The 26,707-nt window shown below is 40.4% G+C and carries 18 protein-coding genes and 1 other RNA gene; 14 read left to right on the top strand and 5 right to left on the bottom strand.

All coding sequences use genetic code 11. The features are described 5' to 3' along the window. Positions 1-5 precede the first annotated feature (5 nt). Positions 6-1,802 carry a DNA repair protein RecN gene (gene recN / locus NYP65_RS00435; protein WP_060785468.1) on the top strand — a complete coding sequence of 599 codons (1,797 nt, stop codon included), beginning with the start codon at positions 6-8 and terminating at the stop codon, positions 1,800-1,802. Between the two features lie 97 nt (positions 1,803-1,899). Beyond that, positions 1,900-2,532: an HAD family hydrolase gene (locus NYP65_RS00440; protein WP_004132088.1), complete on the top strand. Its 633-nt coding sequence runs from the start codon at positions 1,900-1,902 to the stop codon at positions 2,530-2,532. A gap of 38 nt (positions 2,533-2,570) precedes the next feature. Here the strand turns inward: NYP65_RS00440 and rnpB are convergent. Continuing rightward, positions 2,571-2,942: RNase P RNA component class A (rnpB, locus tag NYP65_RS00445), an RNA gene on the bottom strand. Between the two features lie 157 nt (positions 2,943-3,099). Between rnpB and hpf the strand changes: the two genes are divergently transcribed. Next, positions 3,100-3,774 (top strand): ribosome hibernation-promoting factor, HPF/YfiA family, encoded by a 675-nt coding sequence (gene hpf, locus NYP65_RS00450; RefSeq protein WP_004132090.1) that lies wholly within the window; start codon positions 3,100-3,102, stop codon positions 3,772-3,774. Positions 3,775-3,989: 215 nt separating this feature from the next. Continuing rightward, complete coding sequence (secA, locus tag NYP65_RS00455) at positions 3,990-6,758, top strand: preprotein translocase subunit SecA (RefSeq protein WP_020757898.1); 2,769 nt, start codon at positions 3,990-3,992, stop codon at positions 6,756-6,758. 104 nt (positions 6,759-6,862) lie between these two features. Here the strand turns inward: secA and NYP65_RS00460 are convergent, their stop codons facing one another. Further along, positions 6,863-7,402, bottom strand: a complete 540-nt coding sequence (locus tag NYP65_RS00460; protein WP_018621066.1) for a hypothetical protein — start codon at positions 7,400-7,402, stop codon at positions 6,863-6,865. 72 nt (positions 7,403-7,474) lie between these two features. On the opposite strand from NYP65_RS00460, the gene NYP65_RS00465 reads away from it, so the two are divergent. Next, the gene (locus NYP65_RS00465; protein ID WP_004574600.1) at positions 7,475-8,179 is read left to right on the top strand and encodes a lysophospholipid acyltransferase family protein; all 705 of its coding nucleotides are present in this window, start codon (positions 7,475-7,477) and stop codon (positions 8,177-8,179) included. Positions 8,180-8,188: 9 nt separating this feature from the next. Here NYP65_RS00465 and NYP65_RS00470 read toward each other — a convergent pair whose 3' ends face one another. Together NYP65_RS00470 and NYP65_RS00475 are read right to left on the bottom strand one after the other, a co-directional pair. Continuing rightward, complete coding sequence (locus NYP65_RS00470; protein WP_004574599.1) at positions 8,189-10,486, bottom strand: protein kinase domain-containing protein; 2,298 nt, start codon at positions 10,484-10,486, stop codon at positions 8,189-8,191. Positions 10,487-10,569: 83 nt separating this feature from the next. After that, on the bottom strand, positions 10,570-11,673 hold the full coding sequence (locus NYP65_RS00475) for a polyprenyl synthetase family protein (RefSeq protein ID WP_115794200.1): 1,104 nt from the start codon (positions 11,671-11,673) through the stop codon (positions 10,570-10,572). Positions 11,674-11,936: 263 nt separating this feature from the next. On the opposite strand from NYP65_RS00475, the gene NYP65_RS00480 reads away from it, so the two are divergent. The 9 genes from NYP65_RS00480 to NYP65_RS00520 all read left to right on the top strand — a co-directional run bounded on the left by NYP65_RS00480 (position 11,937) and on the right by NYP65_RS00520 (position 23,796). Next, positions 11,937-12,887 carry a hypothetical protein gene (locus NYP65_RS00480; protein ID WP_473410454.1) on the top strand — a complete coding sequence of 317 codons (951 nt, stop codon included), beginning with the start codon at positions 11,937-11,939 and terminating at the stop codon, positions 12,885-12,887. A 135-nt stretch (positions 12,888-13,022) separates the two neighbouring features. Further along, positions 13,023-14,327, top strand: a complete 1,305-nt coding sequence (locus NYP65_RS00485; protein WP_115757643.1) for an RNA polymerase sigma factor — start codon at positions 13,023-13,025, stop codon at positions 14,325-14,327. 54 nt (positions 14,328-14,381) lie between these two features. After that, on the top strand, positions 14,382-16,796 hold the full coding sequence (locus NYP65_RS00490; protein ID WP_473410455.1) for a DNA gyrase/topoisomerase IV subunit B: 2,415 nt from the start codon (positions 14,382-14,384) through the stop codon (positions 16,794-16,796). A 220-nt stretch (positions 16,797-17,016) separates the two neighbouring features. Beyond that, positions 17,017-19,233 carry an InlB B-repeat-containing protein gene (locus NYP65_RS00495; RefSeq protein WP_473410456.1) on the top strand — a complete coding sequence of 739 codons (2,217 nt, stop codon included), beginning with the start codon at positions 17,017-17,019 and terminating at the stop codon, positions 19,231-19,233. 196 nt (positions 19,234-19,429) lie between these two features. Further along, positions 19,430-19,672: a DUF3791 domain-containing protein gene (locus NYP65_RS00500; protein ID WP_004132102.1), complete on the top strand. Its 243-nt coding sequence runs from the start codon at positions 19,430-19,432 to the stop codon at positions 19,670-19,672. Then, the gene (locus NYP65_RS00505; RefSeq protein WP_473410457.1) at positions 19,669-20,163 is read left to right on the top strand and encodes a DUF3990 domain-containing protein; all 495 of its coding nucleotides are present in this window, start codon (positions 19,669-19,671) and stop codon (positions 20,161-20,163) included. The genes NYP65_RS00500 and NYP65_RS00505 overlap by 4 nt, the downstream gene beginning before the upstream one ends. A gap of 9 nt (positions 20,164-20,172) precedes the next feature. Then, a complete protein-coding gene (locus NYP65_RS00510) occupies positions 20,173-20,397 on the top strand; it encodes a DUF3791 domain-containing protein (protein WP_004132107.1) in 225 nt (74 codons plus the stop codon). Between the two features lie 83 nt (positions 20,398-20,480). Then, entirely contained in the window at positions 20,481-21,665 is a 1,185-nt protein-coding gene (locus NYP65_RS00515; RefSeq protein WP_473410770.1) for an MFS transporter, read from the top strand. 196 nt (positions 21,666-21,861) lie between these two features. Further along, on the top strand, positions 21,862-23,796 hold the full coding sequence (locus tag NYP65_RS00520) for an InlB B-repeat-containing protein (RefSeq protein WP_473410458.1): 1,935 nt from the start codon (positions 21,862-21,864) through the stop codon (positions 23,794-23,796). A 66-nt stretch (positions 23,797-23,862) separates the two neighbouring features. Here the strand turns inward: NYP65_RS00520 and NYP65_RS00525 are convergent, their stop codons facing one another. Next, complete coding sequence (locus NYP65_RS00525) at positions 23,863-26,547, bottom strand: DNA gyrase/topoisomerase IV subunit A (protein WP_473410459.1); 2,685 nt, start codon at positions 26,545-26,547, stop codon at positions 23,863-23,865. Positions 26,548-26,707 lie beyond the last annotated feature (160 nt).

Raw genomic sequence — 26,707 nt, forward strand, 5'->3', positions numbered from 1 at the left:
TATTTGTGCTTGAAGAACTTGAGATTCGTAATTTAGGCCCAATTTCTAACGCTGTTATTACGCCTTCTAAAGGAATGACTGCAATAACTGGCGAAACTGGTGCTGGAAAGTCTATGCTTTTAAGTGCTATAAAGCTTATATCTGGAGGAAAAGCAGATTCTGCAAAAGTATCATCTTTTGCAAATGAGTCGTGGGCGCAAGGCGTGTTTTCTGTGTCAAAATCCAGCGATGTTGCGCAAATATTGCAAGAATCTGGGATTAATGCCGAAGAATGTGAAGATGACGATTCTAAAGAAGAAGTTTACGTATCTAGATCTGTTCCAAAAACTGGTAGATCAAGAGCTGTAATATCTGGTTATTCTGTTCCAAAATCATTGCTAGAAAGCGTTTGCTCGCACACAATAACAATTCATGGTCAAAGCGATCAGCTTCGCATAGCAACAGCCTCAAAGCAGCGTGAATTCTTGGATTCAATCTCTTGTAATTCTAAAGAATTGCAAGACTATGAATCCGCGTTTAATAAGTGGCAAAGTGCCGTTGAATCATATAATCGCCTTATAAATCAGCAATCGTCTTCTAGGCAGCGCGCAGACTATTTGCGTGAATCGTTAGAAAAAATTCGCCAAATCGATCCAAAACCAAATGAGGATGAAAATCTTAAAGCTAAAAGAGATCGCATAGAAAACGCTGCTCAAATCGTTGGAGCTATTAGCGAAGCAATCTCTTCGTTAGACGCAAGTCAAATTGATTATGGCGCAATAGATTCAGTTGACGCATTACATTTGGTAGACAATGCATCTAAGGCAATTCGCTCAATTCGAGTTGACGGAGATTATAGCGCGATTGCAAATCAACTTGACGATATTTCTTCCCAAATTTCCGACATTGTTATGCAACTTGCGCAGCAGTTAGATGTTGATGAAAGTCAGGAAGATTTAGACGCTATTAACAATCGTATTCACGATTTAAGCGATTTAACACGCAGATGGGGCCCGCAAATTGACGATGTTTTAGAGTGGGCCAAAAAAGCGCAATTTGAGCTTGAAGATTTGGATGATTCGCCAGAAGCTGTTGCGCGCGCTAAAGATTTGTGCGAGAAGACTTATAAAGACGCTGAAAAACTTGCCGAAGCTCTTTATAGCACGCGCAAAGTTGTTGCAAAAAAGTTTAGCGACGAAGTTAGCAAAGAGCTTGAATCCTTATCTATGCCAGATGCGCAACTTTTTATTAATGTTTCTAAGCGCGATAAAAACAAGGACGGAAAATTTGATTTGAACGTGCACGGCTTAGATAGTGTTGAGTTTCTTTTTAAGCCTTTCCCTGCGTCTAACTATTTGCCAATGGGCAGTAGTGCTTCGGGTGGAGAACTCAGTAGGCTTATGCTTGCAATGGAGCTTGTTAGCGCAAAACAAAATCGCAGTAATAATCAATCAATGACGTTTATTTTCGACGAAGTTGATGCAGGTGTTGGAGGCGTTGCAGCAGTAGAGTTAGGCAAGCGCCTGGCTTTGCTTGCTAAAAGTTCACAAGTGATTGTTGTAACGCATTTAGCTCAAGTAGCAGCTTTTGCAAACGTTCAATTTGTTGTTAGAAAAAAGATTGAAAGCGCGGCGGATTCTGGAGCTGATTCTGGAGCTGATTCTAGTGCGGATTCTGGCGAGAATTCTAGTTTTGCAGATACAACTGTTACCAAATTAGATGAGATTAGCCGCCAAAGCGAAATCGCAAGAATGCTTTCGGGAAGCCAATCGCAAGCATCTTTGGATCATGCAAAAGAATTGCTTGAAAATAGTAAAGTCTAATGAAAAATCTTAAGCTAATTCAAAGTAATTTTTCTAAAACAGATTTTTCTAAAACAGAATAATAGGGTTAATATCAAAGATAATCGGGATTAATAATATGAGCGAAAATGCATTAGTTGATAATTCAAATTGTGCTGCGATTTTTGATTTTGACGGAACTTTGCTTGATTCTTTGAACGTTTGGGACAAGATAGACGAAGAGAGTTTTGCTAAGCGCGGTATTAAAGTGCCTGCCGATTTTGCTGATTCCACGGCAACAATGACACCTCGCCAAGTTGCGGATTACGTTATTGAGCGCTTTGGTTTTACGGATTCTCCCGAAGATTTAATGAAAGAGTGGCAAGACATGGCTTTTGACGCATACGCAAAGCATTTGCCACTTAGAAAAGGCGCTAAAAATTACGTTGATTATTTGCGTAAAACGGGTGCGAAAACTGTTCTTATAACTACTCTTTCTAAGTCTTTATGCGTTGCTGCGTTAAAGCGTACGGATTTGTATGATTACTTTGATTTGATGATTTTTGGAGAAGATTTAGAAAGTAATGCAAAAAATAGCTATAAAACTTATGTTGACTTAGCAAAGCGAATTGGCGTAAAACCAAGCGATTGCACTGTTTTTGAGGATTCTGATGCAGCACTAAAATCAGCTCGTTTAGCTGGAATGAAAACTTGTGGGGTAGTGGATTTAATAAATGGTGACTTTGACTTTGCGCCAAAGAGTCTTAAATAAGAGTCTTAAATAAAAGCCAAAAATAAAATCCAAAAGTTGAGGTGAGGTTTCACATACCCCGGGTTTTGTCGCGTGCAAAATGCACACGGATGACCATCCATCTCGATTTGACGTTACCGCCAAACTCTAGCAGTCTACCCGAAGACTTAGGCGAGCAGCCCTTAAACACCTTCTGCTTGACCTTGCTCCCAATGAGGCTTGCCATGCGGCTAACTGTTACCAGAAGCCCGGTGGTCTCTTACACCGCCGTTTCACCCTTACCTAAACAAAAGTTTAGGCGGTCTATTCTCTGTTGCGCTATCTCTCAGGTTGCCCTGGGCGGACGTTATCCGCCATTGTGCTCTACGGAGCCCGGAAGTTCCTCAGCTACTCCGAATGAACATTGCAGCCGCGGTCATCGTGAAACCTCAACCTTCCCAATTATAGCAGACGTCTTAATTTTGCGCATATTTTGCGACTCGCTAGAAAATGGCGGCTTTTAGCGGATATAATAGATGTATCAGCGGCGCTGGTGCCGTTGACGTGTACACAAGCCGATTTTATATCGGATTACTTAAGGAGGTTCGCATGGAGATTGTCATCACTGGACGTCATACGCAAATTAAGCAAAGATTCCGTGACGTTGTAGAAAGCAAGATGAATCGTGTGACCGCCATTGCTCCAGATGCGCAGCGCATTCAGATTGTGCTTAACACTGAGGGCAATCCAAGGCAGGCAGATACTGCAAAAAGAGTTGAAATTACTGTAGTTGCAGGAAGTACGGTTATTCGCGCAGAAGCGTCTAGCACAGATCAATACAGTGCATTAGATATGGCATTAGATAAGTTGACGCTTCGCTTGCGTAGAACTAGAGATCGCCGCAAGGATCATCGTCGTGGCTACGAGCAGATGGTTCCAGTTGACTTGGGTGTTGTAGAGCCAGAAGTTGAAACAACTGTTGAAGAAGTTGTTCAAGTTGATGGAACAAATAGTGCAGATGCTGCGGTTGCTTCCGACTTGGGTCCTGGCGAATCAGTGGAAGTGAGTGTTGGAGATACTCCTATTGTGATTCGTCGTAAGCTCCACATTGCCGAGCCAATGAGCATTGATGAAGCATTGTACGAGATGGAACTTATTGGTCACGATTTCTTCCTGTTTGTAAATAAAGAAACCATGCGTCCATCGGTTGTATACCGTAGGCATGGATGGAGTTATGGTGTGTTTGAGATTGATACTCCAGAAAATGTTGCTAAAAAGAAGTAACAAAACAGTAAAGAAACAATAGAAAAATAAGGGTAAATAAAGTAAATAAAATAACTCATATGAGTGCAATGCCCGTCTAGTAATAAGCTAGGCGGGCATTTTATGCGTTGTTTTGGACTCGCGAGCTGCAAAAATCGTAGCCGTCGCGTAATATAGGCACAGTTTACGTCTATATTGGCTAGCCGAATAATAGACACGACCTAAGGGAGCTAAACGTGGTAGATATCGTTGATAAAGCCTTGCGCATGGGTGAAGGCCGTCAATTGAAGCGCCTTGAGAACGTTGCGAAGGCTGTGAATGCGCTTGAAGATCAGATTTCTGCGCTTTCGGACGAGGAACTTAAAGGACAAACGGCAAAATTCAAGCAAAAGTTAGACAATGGTGCGAAGCTTGATGACTTAATGCCAGAGGCCTTTGCTACAGTGCGAGAAGTTTCAAAGCGTACTCTTGGTCAGCGTCACTTTGACGTTCAGCTTATGGGCGGTGCAGCATTGCATTGGGGCAATATTGCAGAAATGAAGACTGGTGAAGGTAAAACACTCGTTGCAACACTGCCTAGCTATTTGAACGCTTTGGAAGGCAAGGGCGTTCATGTTGTTACTGTTAACGACTATCTTGCTAGCTACCAGAGTGAGCTTATGGGTCGTATTTACAGGTTCCTTGGCATGAGCGTTGGATGCATTATTACAGATCAGCAGCCTCCAGAGCGCAGGAAGCAATACAACGCAGATATTACTTACGGCACAAACAACGAGTTTGGCTTTGACTATTTGCGAGACAACATGGCTTGGGAAAAGGGTGATCTTGTTCAGCGTGGTCATCATTATGCAATCGTCGATGAGGTTGATTCTATTCTTATTGATGAGGCTCGTACGCCACTTATTATCTCGGGACCTGCCGAAGGCGATGTTACGCGTTGGTATCGCGAGTTTGCAAAGCTTGTTCTAAAGCTTGATCGCGATGTTGATTACAAAATTGACGAAAAGCGTAAGACTGCTGGTATTTTGGATCCAGGCATTGCAAAGATTGAAGATTATTTAGGTATTGATAATCTTTACGAGCCAAGCAACACTGCTTTGATTGGCTACTTGAACAATGCTTTGAAAGCTAAGGAATTATTCCTTCTTGATCGCGATTACGTTGTTACTAATGGCGAAGTTTTGATTGTTGATGAACACACTGGCCGTGTTCTTCCAGGTCGTCGTTATAGCGAAGGCTTGCATCAGGCGATTGAAGCTAAAGAGAATGTTGAAGTAAAAGCAGAAAATCAGACTTTTGCAACTATTACTTTGCAAAATTACTTCCGCATGTACGACAAGCTTGCTGGCATGACTGGTACTGCAGAAACGGAAGCTGCCGAGTTTATGGGAACATACAAGCTTGGCGTTCTTCCAATTCCTTCTAACCGTCCAGTTATTCGTATGGATAAGGACGATTTGATCTTCCGCACTAAGAAGGAAAAGCTTGCTGCGATTGTTCGAGACGTAGCTCAGCGTCATGCAAAGGGTCAGCCTGTTTTGCTTGGTACAGCATCTGTTGAATCTTCCGAAATCGTTTCCTCGCTTTTGGACGTTGCTCGTATTCCTCATCAAGTGTTGAATGCTAAGCAAAACGCTAAGGAAGCAGCTGTTGTTGCTGTTGCAGGTCGTAAGGGTGCTGTGACTGTTGCTACAAACATGGCAGGTCGTGGTACAGATATTATGCTTGGCGGAAACGTTGAGTTCTTGGCAGATGCAAAGCTTAAAGCAGAAGGCTATTCTCCAGACGATACTCCAGAAGAGTATGAGAAGCGTTGGCCAGGAGTTTTGGCAGAAGTTAAGGAACAAGTTAAAGACGAGCACGAAGAAGTTAAAAAGCTTGGTGGCTTGTATGTTCTAGGCACTGAGCGTCACGAATCTCGTCGTATTGATAATCAGCTTAGAGGCCGTTCTGGTCGTCAGGGTGATCCTGGCGAATCGCGCTTCTACTTAAGCTTGGAAGACGACTTAATGCGCTTGTTCAACACTCAGCTTGTTGCTCGCGTTATGGCTAAGGGTTTGCCAGAAGGCGAACCAATCGAATCTAAGTATGTTTCTAACGGCGTTCGTACAGCTCAAAAGACTGTTGAAGCTCGTAACTTTGAAATGCGTAAGAATGTTTTGAAGTATGACGACGTTATGAACAAGCAGCGTACGGTTATCTATTCGGAACGTCAAGCTGTTCTTAAGGGCGAAGATATTCACGAAGATATCTTAAAGTTCATTAAAGATACTGCAGATAGCTACGTTCGCGGAGCAATGAACGGTTCCGACAAGCCTAAGGATTGGGATTGGGAAGGCCTTAAAGATGCTGTGAACGCAGTTATGCCAATTATTGTTGATTGGGATCAGCTTCGCTTGCAAATTGAGCCTCTTAAAGGTCAAAAAGCTGTTGATACTTTAAGAGACACGATTGTAGATAGTGTAACAACTATTTACGCTGTGTTTGAAGAGCGAATGGGCTCCGATAGCTTGCGTCAGTTTGAGCGCAGAGTTGTTTTGGCTGTTCTTGATAGAAAGTGGCGTGAACATCTTTATGAGATGGACTACTTAAAGGATGGCATTGGCTTGCGCGGTATGGGTCAGCGAGATCCTTTGGTTGAGTACCAACGCGAAGGCTTCCAAATGTACAACTCTATGATTGAGGCCATTAAGGAAGAGTCTATTCAGCTTCTGTTCCGCATGAATCTTGAGCAGATTGTTGCAGAAACAGAAAACCAAGATGATTCTTATATGGACGAAAGCATTGAGCAAGAGGAGCAAGAAGACGAGCATTCTGGAATCGTCGGCCCTGCTCCTATGAGCCATGCAGAAGGCGAAGTTCCATTAAGCAAGCGTCCAAAGGCGGAGGAGTGGAAGACTCCTTGGGCAGATGGTCGTACGTTCCCTGGAACAAATAAGAACGACGAATGCCCATGCGGATCTGGCAGAAAGTACAAGCTTTGCCACGGTCAAAATGAGGATTAAAGTCAAAGTCTTATAAAAGTAACGTTTTATAAAAATGAGGCTGGTGTTAATGCATCAGCCTCATTCTTTTCTTTTTTGCTCGAATACACTTAAACTCGCTAGTTCTAAACTCGCGCGCCTTTTCCAAACTCGTTATAGTCTTCGCTAGAAGTATTGTCCTTTTTTCTGCTCATAAGTAGGCCTGCGCCACCAATCAAAAATAGGAAAGCGCTAACAGAGCCAGTGTAAATCGCAAAATATGGCACTAGAACGCTCAAAATCATGCCTAGAACGCCCAAAACAAACACGCTCCATAAAACTATAAGGGTAATGGAAACGTTCTTAAAATGGGGGTTTGGAGCAACAAAGTCATCTCCGTATTCGTCCATTGTTTTATCAACATCGAGCCAGCTTGATGTTGTGTTATCTCTTGGACCAGGTTTAGTGTTAAATGCTATGTTTCTTAATGGTTCTGCAGCTTGATTAATGCGTTTTCTAAAGATTTTTGCGCTTTTGGACTTTTCTAAATCATTAAAATCTTTTTTGTGCTCGCTAACGAATTGAGACCAGTCGTCGTTAAAGTTTTTACTAAACGAATCGTCACCATTGCTGTTTTCGTTATTATACAAACGGTTATGGGAGTTGGTATTCTTAGAAGAAGTCATGAATTATACTGTAGCAAGTCTGCTTGATAGTTTGAATGCTATTTTGTGAATCTTGCTAGAATGGGGATTAGCATGTTGTATTGGTTCTTTGTAAAGGGGTTTGGATTCATTGCTCGCTTAAGGATTCACCCTACTGCTCAAGGAGTCAATAATATTCCTAAAACAGGTGGAGCGATTATTGCAGCAAATCATCTTGCTGTTATTGACGACGCGCTTTTACCTCTTACATGCCCTCGAATGATTCATTTTATGGGAAAAGCTGAGTATTTTGAAGGCAAAGGATTAAAGGGGCGATTCAAAAAGTGGTGGTTTACGTCTGTTGGCGTGTTTCCAGTGGATCGTTCTGGCGGATCAAAATCGCTTGGCGCGTTGAATCACGCTAAAGAAATCCTAGAAAAAGGTCAGCTTTTTGGTATTCACATTGAAGGAACAAGAAGCCCAGATGGAAAGCTATATAAGGGTCATTCAGGCGCTGCAAGATTAGCTCTAGAAACAGGATGTCCGATTGTTCCAGTTGCGATTGTTGGCACTCGCGAACTTCAAAAACATGGCCAGATTATGCCTGCAAAGGGCAATACTAAGGCGATTTACGGAAAGCCAATCGAAGTTAGCAAGATGAGTCCAGAAGAAATTACGCACGATATTCTTCGAGATCTTACTAATAAAGTAACAAAAGCAATCCAACAAATGAGCGGTCAAGAGTACGTTGACGAATATGCGCAAACTGTTAAAAAGCGCATGCTAGAAGAGTCGCAAGCAAAAACAGATAATCGTTAAGTTAAATAGTTAAATAATCGTTAACGTTACTGTTGTTGGATTTCCGCTTTCGTCTAGAACTCTAACTTGAGACCCTGGAGCCGCGGATTGGAATCTAACAGTGTGCATAAGATCGCCCAAAGGCGCAGAAATATTAACTTTTAATCCAAGCGATTCAAGTATTCTTCTAGCTTCATTAGCGTTCTTATTGCGCACATCTGGCATTGTTATAGTCTTCGGTCCCTTAGAAACAACAACATCGAGTTTATCTCCCCAATGCATTTGCGTTCCCTTTTGCACAGACGCGCTAATAATCTTGCCTTTTCCTACTTTGTCATTAAACTCTTCGCTGTAGTTTGGAACTAATTTTGCTTCGTTAAATGCCTTATCTGCTTCTTCTTTTGTAAGATTAACAACGTCTGGCATAGAAACAGGCATTGGCCCTTTAGAAAGAATCACAGTAATATTTTTATTGTGATTCATTTGCATTCCAGGAGTTGGCGAAATCTCAACAACGCATCCTTTAGGAATTTCCAAAGAATAAATATCTTCGCTTGATTTATGCGTAATAGAAGTAAATCCTGCCTTTTTTAATGCTTTTATAGGATCTTTTCCAGCATTGGAAGTTGGATCTATAATGTCTTCTGGAATAGTTGACTTGCGTACGCCTTTTGAAACAACAATTTTAACGCGGCCATTATTTCGCTTAGAGATTTTGCTGCCACTAAAATCTGGATTAGTGAAAATAATGTTTCCTTCGGGTATGTTGTCGCTAAAGTCTTTAGAAACCGAATAAGGAATATTAGATATTTTAAGAGTGCGCTCGTAGTCTGCCCACGGAACGTTTGTTATTTTACATGCACTTTGTGATGCGCATTCTTGCGTGTTTGGTTTTGGTAAAGACCAATAGCTTCCAGGGCCTAAATAGTACCAGTACGCGCCAAATGCTACTGCGGCTGCTGCGATTGCTGCGCAACTTGCAGATATAATAATAATGTTTTTGCGCGTTTTTTTGCCATTGTCGTTTGCATTATTAGACTTATTTCTTTTAGCTTTTAATCGTTCACTAATAAATTGCGGTGCGCGCATTGTAACAGTGAGCATATTATTATCGTTAAAGTCTTCTAGAGGATTGCTACTTGTTGAAGACGAATAGTTTGAAGAACCTTCATTAAAATCGGAGTTTTTTGTAGATAATGCTTGAGTTGCGTCAATATCAGCTGTTTTATCTATGTCTGTAGTTTTATCCATATCTACAGTTTTATTTAGCTCTTTTGTGTTAGATATAGTATCATTCGACGAATCAGAATTACCCAAAGTATTGCTATTAAAAGTATTGCTATTAATGCTAGGCGGAAGCGGTATTTGGGATTTTAGATTAGAGTTTTTATCTTCAAGTTTGTTTGTTATTATCGAGCCTTCAAAAGATTGATTTTCTGCGTCTAAATCTACTTCAAACTTATATTGCCACTCTTCTTCGCTTAAGCCAGAGCACACTCTTCTTAAAATATTAAGCGCTTTAGAAGCATCACTTGGTCTTTTTTCCATTTCTCGAGCAGTAATCGAACTAAGAAAATCAGCAACCGAAGAATTGATATCTTTGCAAACAGTTTTTATAGAAGGGGTGTCTTCGTGAACATGCTTAAAAACAAGAGTTACTGAATTATCCGCGTTAAAAGGAACTCTGCCAGCTAACATCTCCCAAGCCATCATTCCTGCGGAATATAAATCTCCTTGAGGAGTTGCAAGATTCTTCTCAATCATTTCTGGAGCAAGGTATGCAGCCGTTCCAAGAAGAAGACCCGTAGAAGAAAGAGTTGCTTGAGAAATTGCACGCGCAAGTCCAAAATCGGTGATTTGCACGTTTCCGCGGTCGTTAATCAAAATATTTTCTGGCTTAATATCTCTGTGTACAACGCCAGCAAGGTGTGCGGATGCAAGACCATCTAAAGTCTGAGCCAGCACGCGCAAAGTATCTTTTACACTAAAAGTGCCGTATTTGTTCATCTCGTATCTAAGATTTACGCCATGAACATATTCCATAACTAAGTAGTCAAGTCCTTCAAATTCGCCAGTATCGTAAACTTGAACAATATGCGGATTTGCGATTGATGCTGCAGAAGTTGCTTCTCGGCGGAACCTTGCAATAAATTGTTCTCGGTGAAGACCTTGAGCAAGCTGAGTATGCATGATTTTAAGCGCAACAGGGCGATTAAGACGCTCATCTTGCGCTTTATAAACAGTAGCCATGCCACCTTCCGCTATCTTTTTAACTATGCGATAGCGATTTTCAATACACATTCCCAGTTGCGCTTGAACTTCACTCATATAGTAAATCCCTTATACGCGTATTAAAACACACTATTTAAAAGTGTACAGGTAATACAGTAAAGAATAGTCGCAATTTGCGCTTATTGCCATTCTTTAGGAATAAACATGCTAGAAATATTGTGCAAAATGACTTTACTATGATTGCTTAGCGAACTAGCGTCTATTTTTTCTTGCGATTCAACCCAAAGATTGTGAATGCGCTTTTTAGACTTACTTATAGCGCCACTTTTACTATAAATATCAATGATTCTTTTAACGTCATCTTCGTTTCGGCTTTTAGAAGTGTATGCGTCTATAAGGAAGAGCTTATCTTCGGGAGTGCAAAGTTCTAATACGTCTGCTAGAAGAACAGCGCGTTTTCCTTCCCGAATATCTCCTCCGATTGGCTTACCTGTGTGAGCAGAATCCGAAACAATATCTAAAAGATCGTCTGCAAGTTGGAATGCGATTCCTAAAGGATCTCCAATTTGATTTGCTAAATTGATTGCGTAGTCTTTTTGCATTCCAGCAGCCAAAAATCCTAGAGCAAGAGGTGCAATAGTTGTGTAACTTGCAGTTTTCCACCTAAAAACGTTTATAGAAGATTCTGCAAGTTTTTGTGGATTATCTAGGCTCATCATTTCGATTGAAAGGTCTAGAATTTGGCCAATTCCAACGTTTTTTTGCATGTTTGTAAACTCGCATAAAACCTCATTAGGATTTTGCAAGTTTTCGCACGCTTTTCTGGTTATGTCGAAGCTTTGAGACGCTAGAATATCTCCGAGCATTAATCCAAGACCAGTTCCAATATGACTATTGTTTGTGGCTTTAGATAGCGCACAATATGCGCTTGGTTTTCCTCGTCTTAAAGCGGATTCGTCGATTATATCGTCGTGAACAAGAGCTGCTGTTTGAAATACTTCTAGAGCACAAGCAACGTCTAGCATTGCGTTTTTTGAGTTTTTGTAAGAGTCGTCACTTTGCGTAGCTGAGTAGCTCTCTTTTGCTGCATCAAAAGCATATAATGCGAATAAAGCTCTAAGTCGTTTTCCGCCTTCGCTAGACAAAATTGCTTGAGAAACAACGTTTTTAAGTGTTTTATTGCAATTAGAAATAAGATTTTTGCAAGCTAAAGAATCAAATTGACTATAAATTAATTCGCCTATACGCGTATCGATGCATGACTTTTGCGAATCTAAACTCATATCTACGAGTTATTCACATGGCTTAGACATTGCAGAAGTGAGTATTTCCTAAGACTTTTCTAGGATTTTTCTAGGATTTATAGCCTTTAACCACATTGCTTAGTTTTTATTGCGTTATCGCTTTTGTAATGCAAAACTCTTATTTACAAAGTTAAAAGAAACAGCGAAATCAATACAGCAAGTATCGAGTAATGAATAACGAATATCGAATAACAAATAACAAATAAAAAATAAAAAATAACAAACATAATAAGGGAGGAATTATGAAAACATTAAAAAACGAATCTAAAGGTTGCGAAATCAACGAAACGCAATTTTTTGAAGACAAAGATCATGAATATTCAACTTTTAAGGAGATGACAAATCTTTATGCTGCAAGTATGATTTGTAACAACTCCGAAGAGTATTTTGCTATGAGCTGTGTTGCTGGAAAAACAATAGAAAAGGTGGATTTTAATAATATTCCAAAAGAGTGCATAGCAGTTTTAGACATTACTAAAGATTATGTTAACAATCATCATGATTACAGCGATAATTGGATTGAAAATCTTAGATCTTTAGCTCCAGAATTTTTTGAAAAGTATATTGATTACATAAACAGAGATTTAGATGTTAAATGTAAGCAGGAAGCATTCTCGGCTTTTGATATTTTTGCAAATCAATCAATACGCAACTGGCATAATATGATTTTCAAAAAAGAAGGAAATATTGTTGGCTACGACCTTATAATGCTTCCGATTGCAATGTTTGACAATATTAACGTTCGAGACACTTTGCTTGTAGATTTATTGGATTCTAAAGGGGAGTACTACAATATTGATTCGTTGCTGACTCTAGCTTTTGAGCCTAGAACAAAAGAAATATCTAAGGATTTAAGATGTTTTCTAGAAGAAAAATTTAACGAAGAGCACGAGCTTCCAGATATTTGCAAAGCGTTAGACGTTGTAAATCTACTAAAAGCTATGGCTTGTGTTGTAGATGGAATCCCAGAGTTAAAAGTGCAAGTTTACGCTTTAATGTGCTATATAAGTTGGTGGTTAAGGCTGGGTGATGTTGAAAAATATGTTGAAATGGCGTTAGATATAGATCCTGATTGCTCAATGGTTAGAATAGTAGATAACGCATATAGGAATCATGTAGAGCCAGCGTGGTGTAAAAAATTCGCCACGCCGCAAGAAGAAAGTAATAAGGAATCGTCCTTAGAAGATGATTAACTTCTTAATGAAAAGTTGCCCTTGCCATAACTGTACCTTTATGGTATAGTAGAGTGCCTTTAGGGTATAGCAAAATTAAATACCCTATTTTGGCTGATTACTTTGTGTTAGCGGGGAATCTACAGGAGGAAAAGTTTGGCGAGCGAAAATAAAGCAAGTGTCGATTCCAAGACGAGCAAAGAAGAACAACAAGACTTTAAGATTGATGAAAACGTTGACGCTCAAGATGTTGACGTTAATGTTGATGCGCCAATGGATCCAGACGAAGATCGCATGGATTTAGAAGATTTTGATGAAATTCACGATGATCTTGATGTAGACGACGTAGACGACTTGGATGATGATGACGACATTAATGATTTAGACGATATTTCTGAAGACGAAGATAGCGAAGACAGCGAAGAAAATAAGCCAGAAGCTCCGCAAGTTCCTCAAGCAAAAGGCGCTTTTATTGTTCGCGATGACGACGATGACGATAATCTTACGCCTTCTGGAAACCCAAAGCGTCGCGTAATTGCTACTGGTGCTACGGCAGACCCTGTTAAAGACTACTTAAAGCAGATTGGTCGCGTTAGCCTTCTTAACGCAGAGCAGGAAGTTGATTTGTCGGAGCGAATCGAAGCTGGCTTATATGCTCAGCATTTGCTCGATACGCAAATCGACCAAATGGAGTTTAAGCGCAAGCGCGAGCTTAAGTGGGCTGCAGCAGATGGTAAGAAAGCTAAAGATCATCTTCTAGAAGCAAACTTACGACTTGTTGTTTCTCTTGCTAAAAGGTATACGGGCAGGGGCATGCTTTTCCTTGATTTAATTCAGGAAGGTAACCTTGGTTTAATTCGTGCAGTAGAAAAGTTCGATTGGAAGAAGGGCTTTAAGTTCTCAACCTACGCAACTTGGTGGATTCGTCAGGCGATTACGCGTGCTATGGCAGATCAGGCTCGTACAATTCGAGTTCCAGTGCATATGGTGGAAGTTATTAATAAGCTTTCTAGAGTTCAGCGTCAAATGCTTCAAGACTTGGGTCGCGAGCCTACGCCAGATGAGCTTGCACGCGAGCTTGATATGCCTGTAGAAAAGGTGCAAGAAGTGCAAAAGTATGGTCGTGAGCCTATTTCTTTGCACACTCCTTTGGGTGAAGACGGCGATTCTGAGTTTGGTGATTTGATTGAAGATACCGATGCAATCGCACCTTCGGATGCAGTAGCATTCTCGCTTCTTCAAGAGCAGTTTAGGCAAGTTTTGGAAACTCTGGCTCCTAGAGAAGCTGGTGTTATTAAAATGCGCTACGGCTTGGAAGATGGCCAGCCTAAGACTTTGGACGATATTGGTCGCGTGTATGGCGTTACTCGCGAACGCATTCGTCAAATCGAGTCTAAAACAATGTCTAAGTTGCGTCATCCTTCTAGGTCGCAAACCTTGCGCGACTTCTTAGATCAGTGATTTGTTATTAGATACGCTCTAGTAGCTTTAATTGTTGTTGTATAAGGAGTAAAAGTGGCTTCTCTTAAAGAGCAAGAGCAATATGATGCCGACAGTTTGACTGTGCTAGAAGGCTTGGATGCTGTACGAAAGCGCCCAGGCATGTATATTGGCACTACAGACAGTCAAGGCTTAATGCATTGCCTTTGGGAGATTATTGATAATGCGGTTGATGAGGCTTTAGCTGGTGCTTGCAATCATATTATTGTTACTCTTCACAACGATGGTTCTATTGAAGTTGCGGATAATGGTCGCGGTATTCCAGTAGACGTGGAGCCAAAAACAAAGCTTACTGGCGTTGAAGTTGTTCTAACTAAGCTTCACGCTGGAGCAAAGTTTGGTAACGCTTCGTACAATGCTGCAGGCGGATTGCATGGTGTTGGCTCTTCTGTTGTAAATGCGTTGAGCTTGCGATTAGACGTAGAAGTAGATAGAGACGGAAAAACGCATCATATGGCTTTCCATCAGGGGCATCCTGGTGTGTATAGCGATGCAGATCCAGCAAATCCGTCTCCTGCTTCTCCTTTTAAGCGCACGCGCAAGAACAAGCCTACTGAGCTTGAGATTATTGGTACGGTTTCGCCAAAAACTACTGGTACTCGAGTTCGTTATTGGGCGGATCCTGAGATTTTTAATTCAACAGCTCGCTTTAGTTACGAACAGTTGATTGACAGAGTTCGTCAAACCAGTTTTTTGGTTCCAGGATTGCGCATTACTGTTATTGATGAGCATGTTCCAGAAGGCGAATTTAGCGATATTCAAGAGATTGATGTTAGCGCTAGTGATGATGCGAATGCTAATACTAGTGATTTAACAGATGATTTGGCTTTTAAGGATGAATCGCAAGCAACCGTAGATAATGAATCTAATGAGCTAAATCAATCTGAATATGAATCAGAAGAATCTGAATCTGATGGCGAATCGGAAGTTGAATCCGATGGCGAAATTGATAGCGAATCCGAAGAATCCGAAGAATCAGAAGAATCCACCGAACAATCTGTTGCAAATAGTGAGTCTGCTAGAGAATTGCAAAATAATCATCATCCTAGAGTTGTTGAATTTTTGCATAATGGCGGAGTAAAAGATTTCGTTGACTTTCTTTCAAAAGGTCAAGCAATCTCCGATATTTGGCGTATTTCTGGCGAAGATACGTATGTAGAAGAAACGCAAGCTGTTGATTCTGCTGGAGATTTGCATGCTCAACAAGTGACGCGTAAGTGCGGTGTTGACATTGCAATGCGATGGGTAAACGGCTACGATTCAACGATTGTTAGCTTTGTGAACGTTGTTGAAACTCCTGGCGGAGGCATGCACGTAGACGGATTCTTGCAAGGATTGACTAAGCAAATCCGCAAGGCTGTTGAAGACAATGCTAGAAAACTTAAAGTCAATCTTAAAGATTCAAACACTAAGATTGAGCGAGACGATATTCTAGCTGGAATGGTTGCTGTTGTAACAGTTCGCATAGCAGAGCCTCAATTCCAGGGTCAAACTAAAGATGTTCTTGGAACTGCTCAAGTTAAGCCAATCGTTACAAAAATGACGGATGCTCAATTCGGCGAGATGATTAGTGGGTCTAAGCGAGGATTCAAAGAGCAGTCTGCTAGAGTTTTAGAGAAAATTGTTTCCGAGATGCATGCGCGTATTCAAGCGCGTAAAACTAAGGAAGTTACTCGCAGAAAGAATGCGCTTGAGTCTGCTTCTATGCCGCCGAAGCTTTCTGATTGCCAGCCTGGAAACGACGATGTTGCAGAACTTTTCATCGTTGAGGGCGATTCTGCGCTTGGTACTGCAAAAGCTGCTAGAAACTCTGCTTTCCAAGCGCTTTTGCCAATACGCGGTAAGATTTTGAACGTTCAAAAAGCAAGTCTTGCTCAAATGCTCTCTAACAAAGAGTGTGCTGCAATTATTCAGGTTGTTGGAGCAGGGTCGGGCGCAAGTTTTGATATTTCGCAAGCGCGTTATAACAAGATTGTTATGATGACAGATGCTGATGTTGATGGTGCGCACATTCGTATTTTGTTGCTAACGCTGTTCTATCGTTATATGCGTCCGCTTATTGAGCACGGGCACGTTTATGCTGCAGTGCCTCCGCTTCACAGGATTGCGCTCGCTGGAAAGCGCAAAGGCGAGTATATTTACACGTATTCCGATGACGAATTGGCTGGAAAGCTTGATGACTTGCAAGCTAAGGGCATTGATTTTAACAGCGATATTCAGCGCTACAAGGGCTTGGGTGAGATGGATGCGGATCAGCTTGCAGACACCACTATGGACCCTAGAACTCGCATGTTAAGAAGGATTCGTATGGAAGATGCTCAGCAGGCGAGCGAAGTATTCGATTTGCTGATGGGCGATGATGTTCCTCCGCGCAAGCAGTTTATTGTTGATAACGCAGACGACTTTGATCGTTCCAAAATCGATACCTGATTTTGTTTTACTTGCGCGTTAAGTTACTTAATATTTGTAATTTTCTTCGCATTGCATGATGTGTATGACAAATTTTGAATTGTAATTACATTATGACATTTAGTTAAGTTATAATGATTTTATGATATAATTGCGAATGCAGGTTTGCTTCAATAGTGGAAGTGAGTCTGGGATTTTGCATTTACTGATTTTCTTAAAATTTGTTTTATAAGAGGGAAAAATGAACAAGAAAACTGTGATTTTATTATCGACTACGATGATGAGTATTGCTACTGCGGCTTGCGCTTTTTGCATGGCGCAGACCGCGAATGCTGCTGATACTTACGTGGATTCTGGCACTTCCACTGCAAAAGTTACTACCCCCCCCCCAATTGAAAATACTTCTTCTCAAGAAACCAATTCTTCTGAGACAAATGGCATAAAGTCTTCTGATCCTTCTGATTCTTCTGATAAAGATAATATAAAACCTGAAACGAATTCGAAACCAAATTCTAATACAAAAACTGAATCCAAGCTTGAAACTAAGAGTAGCGTAAAGTCTGATGCAAAGTCTGATGTCAAGCTTGATACAAAGACTAATGTAAACACTGTCGTTAAGACTACCGCTAAATCTAATGTAGATTCTGTTGAAAATACTGATACAAAAGCTGAATCAAACATTGATTCAAAGTCTAAAGTTAATGAAAACTCAGTTTCTCCAACAATTTTTAATCAAGCGCTTTTTGCTAGTAGTAAGCCAGCTCCTAATCAAAAAAAGCAAGAAAAAACCGAGCTTAAAGTAAGCCTTTGCTGGGAAACCATGAACAGCGATAATAACAAAGCATTTATTAAGAGCGATAGTGATTTTGGTCAATTGAATTTTGAGAATTGGGACTTTGGTTCCACGCTAGATTCTTCTAGGAAAGACGTAAAGGATGCGTTTGCTAAAATTGAATTTCAGATAAAAGATACAACTGATAACAAGGTAGTAGCAACAACTACTGGCACTTATGATCCTGATACTGCTACTAGTGCAACCAAAAGCTTGGGCAGCTATGATTCAAGCCATACGTACGAAGTGTCAGTGGTAAACAGCACAGTTCCAAGCCCGTATTATGTGACGTATAACAATGTTTCAGTCAATGAGGGAAACGAATTTGAAGGCGATATATACCACTTTACGTGGAATCCGTCTAAAGGGTCTAATAAAACGTATCAAAACAAATATTTCCGCCTGAATGTTTTGGAAGTTGTTTATGCCAAAGATGAATCGGTGGCAGACAAGTGCTTCTCGTACACGCAGCCTCAAAATACTGACGGAAGCTATCGCTCTGATGGTAACTGGAAGTTTACTTACACCACGGACAATATATTTGAACGTCTTCGTGTAAAAGATAATGTTATTCAGTTCCCGACAACTAATCCTACAAAAGCAGGTTACAAGTTTGTTGGTTGGCAGTTCTATGTTGCTAAAAAGAAAAACGGCAAACCGTATACGTCGTATGACCGTATGTTTGATGACGATAAAAAGATAATAGATAACACAACTGTTGACTATGTACCATTTAACGAACAAACTACTACCTACCCATATTTATTTGCTGTGATTAGAGATAGCAAGGGTGTAAATACGTTTGGAAGTAAACTAGGTACACAATATTGCACTACAAACCACACATTCGTTGTGTTCCCAAAGTGGATAAAAGAAGCTGATCATACAGTTACTTTTATGAATGAGGGCAGTGAGTATGCGAAAGTAAAAGTGCAAGAAGGTAAATCTATTAATAGCGATGAGTGGACTGATCAGTCTATGCCTGCTGATCCTTCTAAAACGGGTTATACATTTAGAGGTTGGAGCACGGACGAAACTGGTAAAGATAAAACCAAGGAATTTAGTGCTGCCACACCAGTAACAGGCGATATGACAGTTTATGCTATTTATGATTTGAATGCGACTGTTATGAATGTTGCTCCAACGCTTACTTTGCAAGATAAAACGATTACTGAAGGCGATTCGATTGATTTGAATAGTCTTATAGTGTCTGCTAAAGATCCGGAAGATGGTGATATAACCAGTAATGTAAAGCTAACCGATAACGGTGGTTTTGATAATACTAAAGTTGGCTCCTATAAGATTACGTTTAGTGTAACAGATAATGGTGGCGCTACTGCAACAGCATCTGCCACAGTAACTGTTACTAAGAAGCCAACGCCACCGACACCACCAGAGCCAGAGCCAACACCGGTTCCTGTTCCTGAGCCTGAGCAGGAACTTGAGCCAGCGCCAGCTCTTGATCAGCCTGAGCAGTCGGAACAGCAAAAGCAGCCTGAAGCTAAGCATGCTGCCAAGCATTTGCCTGATACTGGTGTTGGTGTTGCACCATTGTTTGAGTCTTTGTTTGAGTTTTTGTTTGCTGGTTTTGGTTTGTCTATGTTCAAGTCTCGCCGCAAGCATTAAATGCGAAACTCGAATATAATCGCGTATAAGAATTAAGAATATTGGAATAAGGCTTCTGATTAATGTTTTATAGCATCAAGTTAGAAGCCTTATTGCATGTGTAATTTTTGATGTAAACTGTATTAAAAGCTTGTTTTAAGAATTATTACTTTGTAGTCAGTGTTCTATTGTACTTTATCTTAAAAAGGAGGGTTTTATGGTTGGTAATAAGCAGGAAGTCTTTGACAAGGATAAGCTTGATTTTGCAATATTTTGTATTGAAAATGTTGCTAAGAAGCTTAATCAAAACCCTCGCGATACGTATGATGCTTTGACTAAGAAGAGTAATATTCTTATGTCTTATATTATTCCATCTTATGACGTTTTGCACACTCAAGGCAAAGAGTATATTACAAACGATATTATTTCCTTCATGCGCGAAAAAGGTGTAAAAGTATGATTGTTTATCACGGTTCTTTTATGCCTGTTGAATTTCCAGATGTATTGCATTCGCGTAAAGATGTTGATTTTGGCGCAGGATTCTACGTTACATCAATACGTAGCCAGGCTGATAATTGGGCGAAGAAATTTATTCGCAAAGGCAATGATGCGTTTGTTTCTTCTTATAATTTTGACGATGATGTGCTTAGTGAATTATCTGTTCTTAAGTTTGATTCATATTCTGAAGAATGGCTTAATTTCATACTTAGTGCTCGTACTGGAAATGATACAAGTAGTTTTGAAGTGGTAATTGGCGGTGTGGCAAACGATAAGGTTTATAACACACTTGAATTGTTGTTTGATGATTTAATTACTAAGTCTGAAGCTTTAGGCAGACTAAAATATGAAAAGACTAATAATCAAATATGTTTTAGAAGTCAGAAAGCTATTGATTTGTGTCTTACATACATAAAAAGCGAGTGTGTAAATAGTAAGTTTTTAGGGGAGTGATGGATTTTGATGGCGAATCCTATTTTGTTGCAAAAGAAGTATGCTAGGGTTGTAAGTCTTCTGGCTGAGCGTGCTGGGTTGAGTTATGAGCAGGCGCTTGACGTGTTTTACCATTCTGTTACTTACGATTTGATGCGTAATGGTATTTCGGATATGCATTGTATGAGCGACGGATATTTGGTTCAAGATTTGCTTGATGAGATGCACGAATCTAGTGAGAAAAACAATTTGTAAATGTTATAGTGCTGGCGTTTTTTAATCCTACCTAAATCCTAATACAAAAACTTATAACTCGTTTGATGAATTGATATGTGAATATGATTAACCTTCTTCTTGCAATTATCTATTTAGCATTTATTAGCTTGGGTTTGCCAGATGCTCTTTTAGGATCTGCTTGGCCGACTATGAGCCACGATATTGGCGCGCAAATTTCTTGGGCTGGCGGAATATCAATGGTTATTTCTGCAGGAACTATTGTGTCTGCTCTATTGAGTGACAGAATAACTAAGCGATTTGGCGTAGGAAAAGTTACTTCTGTATCTGTTGCTTTAACTGCGTTGTCATTATTGGGTTTTTCTTTTGCGCCGAATTACCTTGTGCTTATTTTTCTGGCAATTCCGTACGGACTTGGTGCTGGAGGAGTAGACGCTGCTCTTAACAACTATGTTGCTTTGCACTACGAAAGCCGTCATATGAGCTGGCTTCACTGCATGTGGGGTATTGGAGCTTCAGCTGGGCCTTACGTTATGGGTTTTGCGCTTTCTTGCGGATTTGGATGGTCTGCAGGGTATCAATATATTGCTATTGTTCAAGTTATATTAACTGTAATATTGTTTGCAAGTTTGCCATTGTGGAATAATCGTAAATCGCATAAATTACTAAAACCTATTCAGATATCTAAAGAATATTCTAAAACGCTATCTTTTGCAGAAGTTTTGCGCATTCCTGGAGCTAAAAATATTTTTATAATGTTTTTCTGCTACTGCGCTATTGAACAAACTGCAGGATTATGGGCTAGTAGTTACATGGTTTTGCACGGGGGAGTTAGCCGCGTTGTTGCAGCGGGTTGGGCAAGTTTATTTTATGTTGGTATTACAGCAGGACGATTTATAAGCGGATTTTTGACAATGCGTTTTAATGATGAAACCATGATTCGTCTTGGGCAACTAGTGATGATTTTAGGCGTTATTGTATTGTTATTGCCATTGCCAAATCATATAGCATTGGTTGCAGGATTTGTGATTATTGGTTTAGGTTGTGCGCCTATTTATCCATGCATTATTCATTCCACACCGCATTATTTTGGAGCTGATAAATCGCAAGCGATTGTTGGCGTGCAAATGGCTAGCGCATATATTGGATCAATGCTAATGCCTGCAATCTTTGGGTTTATTGGTCAAAACGTGTCTATGTCTTTGCTGCCAGCATATTTGATTATTTTGCTATCTGCAATGGCGTTTATGCATATGAAATTGATTCGGACTTGCAAAAGTTTAGTATGAAAATATTTTTGTGTGATTGTTTGCTGGTTTTGGTTTAAGATTTATTAAGATTATTGTGAGTTTGGTTACATTTGATTGCTATTGAAAGTGTAAGTTGTAGAATATGTGAAGATTCAAACTAATACTGTTAAGCTATGTATTATATTTGTTTTAATCGCTAATAATTTTAGAAGAGTTGGTTTTGCAAGAGGAAAAAATGAGTAAGAGAACTAATATAATTTTGACTAGCGCTATGATGGGTATTGCTACTGCTGCGTGTGCTTTTTGCGTAGCGCAAAGTGCTAATGCTGTTGAAACTTCAACTGCTTCTGGTGTTAATACGTCTGTAAATTCTTCTGCCGTAGATTCTAAAACATCCAATGGGGTGAGGGGAGCTTTAGATAGCACTTCCGTAAAACCTTCTGAAAGTATTAACTCTTCAAATTCTAACGAAACTGAAAAAACTAACGAAACTACAAAATCTGCTAAATCTGCTAAAACTTCTGAATCTGTAACTGATACTGAAAATTTTGAAACTAATAAGATTACGCAAACTCTTATAGATGTAAGCAATACTAATCTTCCAACAAATAATCATGAAGATAGAAGCGTAACTGCATCTGAAGAATCCAGAGCAGCATCAACTGATTCAACTGCTGCAAATGATGAATCTTTAACTTGGACGAAGGACGACTTTAATATTTCTGCCGATGGTAAAACTGTTGGTGGCAGGAAAGATGTTTATCATCCTGAAACGAATGAAACAGTAAATGAATATGTGGATGGACTTAGCGCCAAAGGCAAGGAAAAGCTTAAGAAAAATCATCACATAGTTATTCCTGAAGGTATTGAAGTTATTCATGAATGTGCTTTTACTGGAAGTGCAAAGCAGGTTGGGAATAAGCATGAACACATTGATGGCGAAACTTATATTGAGGGTGTAACTCTTCCGCAGTCTCTTAAGATTATAGAATATGGCGCTTTCGGTTGGAATAAAATTAAGGGAACTGTTGTTATTCCAAAAAATGTTATTTCAGTAAGCAATGCAGCCTTTGTTGCTAATGAAATTGAAAAAGTTGTGTTTGAAGGTGTAATTGATGGAACTGGCAAAGAGCATGATACGGATGCTGACCCGTATTATCTTGCTGGAGTTGGTAGTGTTGCTTTCCAAGGTAATAAAATTTCTGAAATTGTTGTAAAAGGTAATTTAGGACAATATAAGTTTCGCTCAGGGGAAAATGATTCACCGTTTGACAATCAAAATCCTGGACCTTTTACTATTGAGGTAGGAGAGGAATATAAGCGCCCTATTACAATTACTCAAGAAAGCTCTGGTCATACAATCAGTGTTATGGAGGGTTTTGAGGAGAATGGGAATCCCGTAACGATTGACCGCTCGCCATATTTTAAGAAAAACTCTGATGGCAAATATGTAGCAGTGAAGACTGGCACCCTTGAAGGTCAGTGTATATTTTATGATTTTGTTAATAATATGCCTAGGATGATTGGTAGATCGCACTTTACCTACAACATTATTCCTAAGGCTAAGATCTACACTGTTACTTTTGTAAATGGCAATAATTCTAATTATGCTTCTGTGCAAGTTAAGGAAGGCAAAAGCATAAGTGAAAACAGTGTTGCAGGTCAGATGATGCCATCGGCACCATCTAAAGAAGGTTATACTTTTGTAGAGTGGAATGCCGACTCTACAGGTAAGGATAAAAGCAAAATATTTACTGATCAAACTCCAGTAAAAAGTGATATGACGGTTTATGCTATTTATACACCTAAGCCAGCTCCTGCTCCGATTCCAACGCCTGTGCCAAAGCCAACGCCAACGCCAGATACGACGCCAGATACAGATGAAGAGCAAACTCCAGCTCCAGATTCTACGCCTATTACAGATTTTGTTCCTTCGCATGTGCAAGAATATACAAAGAATCAAGATTATTCGTTTGATGTAAAGAAACAAGATGAAGCGCCATTGAAAATGCAGATTCAAGCTAATTCTGCTAAGCATTTGCCTGAAACTGGCTCTTCAGTGACTATGGCCATGAATTCTTTGTTTGCATCTGTGTTTGCAGGAATTTTCGTACTTGTAGGAGCTAGAAAATCACTTCGTAGCTATTCCAAGCATGCTCGCAAAAACTAGTTACGAAAATTGCAGCTATAGCATACGTTGAAACAATGGCATAAATGGCGTAACTACACAACGTAACTAACCAATATGCGCAATAGGGGAGACTAGTTCGGTTCCCGAAGCATCCCTTCGCATATCTGGCTTAGGTAGCTCTACATTTGCTCCACGTTGTGTAGTCGCGTAAAGCGGATAGTTTCCAACGTATGCATGCAAAAGTGTATTTTGCCCCTTAAGGAATCGCTGCGATCGCACGCCTCCCGTGCCTCTGCCCTTTGTAGGGTACATTTCTAACGGTGTAATCTTTGCTGCTCCGTTTTCTGTTCCAGCAAGCGCGTCGCTGTCTCCAGCAAGAGTGAAAACTACGCTTCCAGAAGCAGAAAATAGTCCGTTTTGCCCTTCTTCGTAGTTCCATTCAACGTCATTTTTAGCAACTACAGCAAAAGCAGAAACAACGCATCCTTCGTTAAGCCTAATTCCTGCCATTCCAGCAGAGCTTCGTCCTTGTGCGCGCACTTGCTTTGCGTCGAAAGTAAGTAGGGAAGAGTCGCTGCTTATAAACACAATCCTGTCTTCGTCTTTTGCAAGTGCTGCTCCGATTACTGAATCATTATCTTTTAAGTCAATAATGCTCCAAGAATCCATTGTTGTTGGCGATTCAAAATTCCATCGTTTTACAACGCCATTATTTGTTCCGATTGCAAGAGGAGTTTTAGAAGATGTAGGAGTTTTAGAATCATCGCTTAGTGCAATAGCAGCTACGACTTTTTCTCCTCTAATCGGGTCTGTGCTTTGAGTAGAAGTTAGCAATTCGTTTGCGTTAACGCCATTAGAAATCGATTCTAAAACGTCTTCGTTACCTTGATTTAAGTGTGGTAAATCTGCAACATGCGCTATTACTAATCGCCCTGCGGATGTTATTAAAGCGTAGTTTGCGCGCGTTGTTGTTTCAAACACGCTTAAGCATGGAGTATCAAAAACATTTGAAGAATGTGATTGCCATCTATTAAACGTTTCAACGCTTGTTCTTGCTATAAGTCCAGACGTGCTCAAAGCTACAGCGCACGGATCGTCGCTTAATTGCAAAGCTATTGCAGAAGCATCACTGCTCCCAGACTTTTTGGCGGCCAGAGCGGCTGCTGCAACGTCTGCTTGAGTGCTTGTAATCTTATTCGCTGCAATAACTGCATCCATTGCTAAATCATTGTTTGCAACTTTAGTGTTTTTAGTGCAAACAGGCGTAAAACTGCCGTCTTCTTGCTCGTCTAAAAGAATCGTTCTGCGAGGAGTATCCCACTGTTTTACAGCGTAATCCATCTCTGCAATCACAACTTTGTCTAACTGATTTGCAGAGCTCAGAATCTCGTTAAGCTCATCTATTTTTTGCAATAAGTCGTTTTTTTCGCCTTCTAGCTCGATTCGACTCATTTTTGTAAGTCTTCTAAGCCTTAAGTCAAGAATGTATTGCGCTTGAATCTCGTCTAAATCAAATACGCTAATAAGCTTTGATTTAGCGGTTTCTGCATCTTCGGAAGACCTAATTACTTGAATTACTTCGTCAATGTCTAGCATTGCAAGAAGCAAGCCTTCTACAAGATGCAATCTTTCTTTGGCTTTGTTTAGTCTAAATTCGCTGCGCCTTCTAATAACGGTTCTTCTGTGCGAAATCCACACGTCTAGAAGCTCTCGAAGTCCCATTGTGTGAGGTCTTCCATCAACTAGTGCAACGTTGTTAATTGTAAAGCTTTCTTGCAGCGGAGTGTGCTTAAAAAGTTGCGCAAGAACAGCGTTTGGGTCGAATCCTGTTTTTATTTCGATTACGATTCGCGTTCCATTGTGCCTATCTGTTAAGTCGATTGCTCCAGATATTCCGTCTAGTTTGCGCGCTTTTATACCTTGAGATATGCGTTCGAGCACGCGCTCTGGGCCAACCATAAATGGCAATTCTGTAACAATAATCGCTTTTTTGCGTGCTGTAACGTTTTCAATATGCGTTTTTGATCTAGTTGTAAAAGCGCCTCTTCCAGTTTCGTATGCTTCGCGGATTCCGCTGCGCCCAATAATTATGCCGCCGCCCGGCCAGTCTGGTCCTGGAACTATTTGCATTAAATCGTCTAGAGTTGCATTTGGATGCTTCATAACGTATTTCGCTGCAGCTACAACTTCTCCAAGATTGTGAGTAGCCATGTTTGTAGCCATTCCAACTGCGATTCCAGAAGCTCCGTTTACAAGCAAGTTTGGTATAGCAGCAGGCAAAACCGTTGGCTCTTTTAGCTTATTGTCGTAGTTTGGCGCAAAGTCAACAGTATCTTCGTTTATGTCTGCATTCATTCCAAGCGCTGCTGGAGCTAGTCGTGCTTCTGTGTACCTGGATGCTGCAGGGCCGTCGTCTAAGGAACCAAAGTTTCCATGACCGTCAACCAATGGGAGTATAAGAGAAAACGGCTGAGCCAAGCGCACCATTGCTTCGTAAATCGCGGAATCTCCATGCGGATGCAGCTTTCCCATAACTTCGCCCACAACGCGAGCAGACTTCATATAAGCGTGCTCTGGCGTAAGATTCATGTTTCCCATTTGGTACACGATTCTGCGCTGTACGGGCTTCATTCCGTCTCTTGCGTCTGGCAATGCGCGTGCGTAAATCACAGAGTATGCGTATTCCAGAAAAGATTTGCTCATCTCTTCGTTAAGCGGCGTTTCAACAATATTCTCTTTAACCTTTCTAGGGTCGAAGGCTGCTTTTGTCGACTTGCTGCGTGAAGGCATAATTTTGAACTCCTTGAAGTGACTTACAAGCCTTTATAATATCAATTTATATGCACAAATGTTTATTAAATGCTTATTTTCTTGCCATTTTAGTGGTGATTTTTCTGGTGATTTTAGTTGCGTTTTTCCTTGCGATTTTTCTTGCGATTTGAATCTAACT

This window comes from Gardnerella sp. c12Ub_1, assembly GCF_055804375.1.